Here is a 5,919-nt window from a genome sequence, read left to right as displayed (position 1 = left end):
CTGCGGGTCGGCGACGGCGGGTTGGGTGGCGAGCACCTCGGTGATCCGTTCGGCGCACACGGACGCGCGGGGCAGCACCACCAGTGTCATGGTGGCCATCAGCACCGACATGAGAATCTGCGTGAAGTACGCCAAGAAGGCGGTGAGCGACCCGACCTGCATGCTGCCCCGGTCGATGCGCAGGCCGCCGAACCAGATCAGCGCGACGCTGGAGAGGTTGATGGTCAACGTCGTGACCGGCAACATGAGCGCCTGCCAGTTGCCGGCGGTCAGCGCGGTGTCCGACAGCGCGTGGTTGGCGCGGGCGAAGCGGTCGCGCTCGAAGCCCTCGCGGGCGAACGCCCGGACCACGCGCACGCCCGCCAGTTGGTCGCGCAGGACGCGGTTGATGCCGTCGATCAGGCCCTGCATCCGGCGGAACAGCGGCAGCATGTGCGTCATCACCCAGTAATTGGTCACGAACATGACCGGCACGCTGATAAGCAAGAGCCACGTCAGCGCGGCCTCTTGCCGCATCGCCATGGCGATCCCGCCCAGGCAGGTCAACGGGGCCGCGACCAAGACGGTGCTCGAGATCTGCACCAGGTATTGGATCTGCCGGACGTCATTGGTGCTGCGCGTCAGCAGTGTCGGCGCGCCGAAGCGCGCCGTCTCGTGTTCGGAGAACGTGGTGACGTGATTGAACACCGCCGCGCGCAGGTCGCGGCCAAATCCCATCCCGGCCCGCGACCCGACGTAGACGGCCGCCACGGAACACAGCGCCTGCAGACCGGTCACCGCCAGCATCACCAGTCCGAGCCGGACGATCGTCGCGGTGTCGCCCTTGGCGACGCCCTCGTCGATGATGGCGGCATTGACCGTCGGCAGGTACAGCGCGGCGAGGGTGCTGATCAGCTGGATCACCATCAGCACCGCAACCAGCCGGCGGTACGGCCGGATGTACTGGCGCAGCAGTGCCAGGAGCATGGGGTAACTGTCGCACACCGCCGGGCCGCCGGGCCGCAACCGCCGCGGCGGCTCGGCCGCGGCCAGACGCCGCGTCGGCGGTCGAATTGCCTGCTCAGGCGCGTCGCTGGTTGACCCGCTGGGCTGCCGCTACAGTGCATCGTGTGGACCAGCAGCGGGCTGAGCAAAGGCGGAGTGGTTGTGCGGCGTAGCGCAAGGGTGTTGGCTCTGGCGGCGTCAGCCTTGGCGATCCTGATCCCTTCAGTCGCCGCGTGCTCCGACTCGGGCGGCAACAAACCGGGGTCCACGGCGACATCGTCGGCTCCCAACGCGCAGGGCCACCACGGTCCGATGTTTCCCCAATGCGGCGGCATCAGCGACCAGACGGTGGCGGAGCTGACCAAGGTGACCGGCCTGATCAACACGGCCCGCAACTCCGTGGGCTGCCAGTGGCTGGCCGGCGGTGGCATCCTCGGGCCGCACTTCTCCTTCTCCTGGTACCGCGGGAGCCCCATCGGGCGGGAACGCAAGACCGAGGAGCTGTCGCGGGCGAGCGTGGACGACATCAACATCAACGGCCACGGCGGTTTTATCGCCGTCGGAAACGAACCCAATCTCGGTGACTCGCTGTGCGAGGTGGGCATCCAGTTCCAGGACGACTTCATCGAGTGGTCGATCAGTTTCAGCCAGAAGCCCTTTCCGCCGCCGTGCGACATCGCGAAGGAACTCGCGCGCCAATCGATTGCGAACTCGAAATGATGCCCTCGATGCGCCGCGAACCCCGTCCTGGCGGTGTCGTCCGCGCCGCCCTGGCGGTCCTGATCGCCGCAGTGCTCGTCTTGACGGGTTGCTCGAAGTCGGTGGGCGGCAACGCCGTGAAGGCGGGGGGCAACGCGCCGCGCAACAACAACTCCCAGCAGCAGTATCCGAACCTGCTCAAGGAGTGTGAGGTGCTCACGAGCGACATCCTGGCCAAGACGGTGGGGGCGGATCCGCTCGACATTCAAAGCACGTTCGTCGGTGCGATCTGCCGTTGGCAGGCGGCGAACCCGGCCGGGCTGATCGACATCTCGCGGTTCTGGTTCGAAGGCGGCAGCCTGAGCAACGAGCGCAAGGTCGCGGAGTTCCTCAAGTACAAGATCGAGACGCGCACGATCGTGGGCATCGATTCGATCGTGATGCGTCCCGACGACCCCAACGGCGCTTGCGGCGTGGCCAGCGACGCGGCGGGCGTGGTCGGCTGGTGGGTCAATCCGCAGGCGCCCGGCATCGACGCGTGCGGCCAGGCCCTCAAGCTGATGGAGTTGACGCTCGCGACGAACTCCTAGATCAGCGCGGGACTTCGAATCCGGTCAGCGTGGCCCGGCCGAGCTCCAATTCCTTCCACGCGCAGGACACTGCGAAGATCGCGATGGCCGACGTTGGGTATTTGATCGAAATGCGTTCGGCCGCATCGATGCTGGCGCCGTCCACCGGTGCGCCCGCGAGGCCGAGCGCCAGGGCGGACATCGTGGGCTCGTGCCCGACGACCAAGAGGGTGCCGACGTCGTCGCTCACCGTGTTGATTTCGTCGATCACCATCCCGGGAGTGGCGCCGTAGAGCCGTTCGACGTAGCGGACGGGCGCTTCAACGCCGGTGTGCGCCAGAGTTTCCCGCGCACGCGTCGCGGTGGAACACAGCACGGCGTCGACGCCCGGCGCGTTCGCGCGCAGCCACTCACCGGCCAGGCCGGCCTCCCGGATGCCGCGCGGCGCCAGCGGCCGGTCGTGGTCGGCGACGCCCGCCGGATAGTCCGACTTTGCGTGCCGCATCAGGAGCAGGGTTCGCTGGCGCATCACGGGGAATCACGTTAGCCAGTGCGGCGCCCGACGCGCTACGCCGCGTCGTCGTAGGTCTGGCTTGCCGTTGTCGTCGTTGTCCGTCATCGTCGTTGTCGGTGTGGAAGAGTTTTTCGGGGTGGTGGTGGGTGTTGGTGCGGGGTTTCATGCGTCTTCTCCGGCGTGCCCGCACAGAACTGGTTCGGTTCCAACGCATCAAACGTGTTGATCTGTCGTGCCAACGCGGCCAGTAACCCGAGGTTCTACGTTGACGCGCTCCTAACACCCGGCAGTGTCTCGTTGCGGTTCGTCAACGGAGGAACCGATTCCCAGCTTGTTGCGCCGCGCGAGCACTACGACGACGACTACCGCTGTTGTTCAACAGTTCCAGCGAGCGTCTTCGACACCAACAGTGACGAGACGTCCGACTTCAGCTACTCGTCGGCCACCAACAAGCTCACGGTGGCGAACACCGGCTGGTGCATCGTCAAGATCAACTCGATAGTCCAATTCGCAGACATTCAGCGCGATGACACCTCTGCTCTATCACGACGGGTCGATCGCCCACTACGGACACTCGAACTGGTCCATCAAAGTGCAAGCAACACCTATCCGCCCCAGTGGTTCGGCGACACCTTCGTCATTTACCTCAACGCCGGGGACTACGTCCCACCGGGCGCCGTGTCAGCACTATCGGGTGACTTGGGGCAACTGCAGATAGGACGCATGTACACCGCCAGTGTGAATGACGTGGTGCCCACTATTGCGAGGGATGTACTCAGACATGCCCGGCATCCATGGGCCGAACACATTGCGCGCGCTGACGATGAGGCGAAGTTGTTCGCCGGGATAGAAGCTCAATCCTATTGGGGTGAGTTCGATCTCGACGTCCACGATGTCGCCCGGGGTGAGCTTGTCGACGCGGTCGAACGTGTGCGCGGGGATGTCGTGGGTCGTGCGTTGTCGGTCGAGATGGCGCAGGGAGGCGCGCAGTCGACCTTGTGCGCCCTTGTAGCACAGGATGGAGGCGCCGTTGTCGGTTACGTCGTGTATGCGCGCGCTCTGGTTGGGAATGGTGAAGGCCTGCAACGGAGTCCCGTGTTCATTGAGCTTCTGCACGAAGACGAACAGATCCATGTCGTCGGCACCTTCTGCCTCCACCCAGAGGTGGGCCTTGGGATATCCAACCAGCTCGGTATGCTGCTCGAACCTGAGCAGGAACGATGCCCATGCCGGGGCGGCCTGGGTGTCGTAGCGAACGCTTCCGTCTGTCGTGGGCGCATCGAGCAGCAGTGATCGGCTGGTGGCGTCGAGGTAGTGCTTCGTCGACGTGGCCGAGGCTGGCGGGAATTGATCGGCGGCAACGTTGATGCGGTCGCCGCCTTCCAGGTCGAGCACCGCGTAGCGCACGCGTGGTGTCGTCTCCCATCCGTTGTCTTCCTCTTTGAGGAAGTGGTCGAAGAACTTTCGCAGATCATCCCGGTTGGTCTCGTCGTAGTAGTCCGGCCATTCCTGACTGTTGTGGATGCGCAGCCACTTGTGCTCGGAGGCAATCCGTCGCCACCCTCGGAACGTACCCAGGGTGTGCAACGAGTTTGAATAACTCGCGACGACGTAGGCGGGAGCGGTGATGTTATCGAGACGGGCGCTCTTGTCCTTCCACAGCTGGTTGATCAGGGGGTAACGCTCGATTTCGGCCATGATGTCCTCCTGGCGCCCCTTGCCCCAGTAGGATCCTTCCTGCAGCATTCGCGCGAAGCCGGAATCGGGCATGCCGCCGCGCAGACAGAGATCTCGGTAGGTGTCGCTGACCCCTTCCCAGGGGTTGATCGCCGCAAGATGAGGCGGCCGCTCGGCTGCGACGAACCACTGGGAGGCAGCCAGATACGAGGTTCCGCTCATGGCTACCTTGCCGTTGCACCAGTCCTGGGTGCCCAACCACTCGATCAGGTCGTAGCCGTCGCGACCCTCCTGCCGGTCCCACAGCACACTGTCGCCGCCGGACTCGCCGACACCCCGCATGTCGGGATTGCAGATGGCGTAACCCTGAGCACACCAGAAGGCAGGATCGGGACCTTCGAACTTGTGGAGGCCCGAGACGATCCCGTCGTCCAACCCGACGAGGTCGAACACGCCACGAGCCGCGGGTGCACTGCCCTCGGCCTTGCCGTAGGGACTCCACGCCACGATGACCGGCACCTTGTCAGCCCCCACCGGGCGGTACACGTCGACGTAGATGACGACACCGTCACGCAGGGTAACGGCGATGTCCTTGTCGAGTTGAATGTCGACGGGCAGCGGCTTGAAGTGAGGTGCAAGTTGGAAGCCGGACTTCAAGGTTCGGGTACCGGGGGCGAACCCGCTGAGGACGCCCCACCGTTCACTGCCGGGCAGCAGTGGCCTCGACGGTCGGAAAAGCATCATGGAGTCGTTCATGGGAGTCTCATTCACTGTCCAGGTCGGTTCTGACTCATGCCCGGCGAGCGGGTCCGAGGGTGTGTACTGCGGCTGACCCGCGGCGGCCGGCCGGGCTGTTCAGTCGGTGGTGAAGTCGTTAGTCACCGCGAGATCAGTGCCGTCTCGGGTGCCGAGTTGTGCCTCGGGCACTTTGAAGAAGCCGCCGGTTTGATCCAAGCGCTGGCAGTCGAGCACCAGGGTGTGGTGGGAGATCTTCCACACGCCGGCCCGCTTTTCGAACCGGTCGATGTAACGTCCCCACACTGTGGTGAAACCGCCGTGCCATCGGTGATATTGGGTGGATTCGATGTCTCCGGTCAGGTAGGCCTCGACACGGGCGGTATCGCCGTCGATGTCGATCATCGTGCTGCCGACCGCATGCTTTGATCGCACCATCAGCGACAGGTCCTTGGCGAGAAAGGCGCAGAAGCCCTCCGGTGTCCCGACATACACGTCATCGGGAAAGTCGATTCGCGCGTCGTCGTGGAAGACCTCGCGCACGATCGTCATGTCGGCTCGGTCCACACCGCGGCAGTAGCGCATCAGCACGTCGTGGATTTCGGCTCGGTCGAGAAGTTCAGTGAGGTCCATGTCAGGGCTGCACTTTTCGCAGCACCGGGTCCGTGCCGTTGCGTTTGCCCAGTTGGGCTTCGGGCAGCTTGAACCACCCAGCGGGGCTGGCGTCCCGACGCATCCAGT

6 protein-coding genes are annotated in these 5,919 nt (G+C 64.7%); 2 read left to right on the top strand and 4 right to left on the bottom strand.

All coding sequences use genetic code 11. From position 1 onward, the window contains the following. Positions 1 to 966, bottom strand: a 966-nt coding sequence (locus A5714_RS14760; protein ID WP_197513716.1) for an ABC transporter permease, incomplete at its 3' end; no start/stop codon positions are given. A gap of 180 nt (positions 967 to 1,146) precedes the next feature. On the opposite strand from A5714_RS14760, the gene A5714_RS14755 reads away from it, so the two are divergent. Together A5714_RS14755 and A5714_RS14750 are read left to right on the top strand one after the other, a co-directional pair. Then, positions 1,147 to 1,704 carry a DUF3558 domain-containing protein gene (locus A5714_RS14755; protein ID WP_068068993.1) on the top strand — a complete coding sequence of 186 codons (558 nt, stop codon included), beginning with the start codon at positions 1,147 to 1,149 and terminating at the stop codon, positions 1,702 to 1,704. Beyond that, positions 1,701 to 2,273, top strand: coding sequence for a DUF3558 domain-containing protein (locus tag A5714_RS14750; RefSeq protein ID WP_369828199.1), 573 nt, complete (start codon positions 1,701 to 1,703; stop codon positions 2,271 to 2,273). Before A5714_RS14755 ends, A5714_RS14750 begins: the two co-directional genes overlap by 4 nt. Before the next feature lies 1 nt (position 2,274). Here A5714_RS14750 and A5714_RS14745 read toward each other — a convergent pair whose 3' ends face one another. The 3 genes from A5714_RS14745 to A5714_RS14735 all read right to left on the bottom strand — a co-directional run bounded on the left by A5714_RS14745 (position 2,275) and on the right by A5714_RS14735 (position 5,811). Beyond that, on the bottom strand, positions 2,275 to 2,781 hold the full coding sequence (locus tag A5714_RS14745; RefSeq protein ID WP_068286173.1) for a histidine phosphatase family protein: 507 nt from the start codon (positions 2,779 to 2,781) through the stop codon (positions 2,275 to 2,277). Between the two features lie 672 nt (positions 2,782 to 3,453). Next, entirely contained in the window at positions 3,454 to 5,199 is a 1,746-nt protein-coding gene (locus tag A5714_RS14740) for a CocE/NonD family hydrolase (RefSeq protein WP_068286171.1), read from the bottom strand. A gap of 99 nt (positions 5,200 to 5,298) precedes the next feature. Continuing rightward, positions 5,299 to 5,811: a nuclear transport factor 2 family protein gene (locus tag A5714_RS14735; RefSeq protein WP_068286168.1), complete on the bottom strand. Its 513-nt coding sequence runs from the start codon at positions 5,809 to 5,811 to the stop codon at positions 5,299 to 5,301. Positions 5,812 to 5,919 lie beyond the last annotated feature (108 nt).

The sequence above is a fragment of the Mycobacterium sp. E2462 genome (assembly GCF_001672685.1).
Lineage (GTDB): Bacteria > Actinomycetota > Actinomycetes > Mycobacteriales > Mycobacteriaceae > Mycobacterium.
Note: the sequence above shows the minus strand (reverse complement) of the source record. Positions and strands in the feature narration are given on the sequence as shown.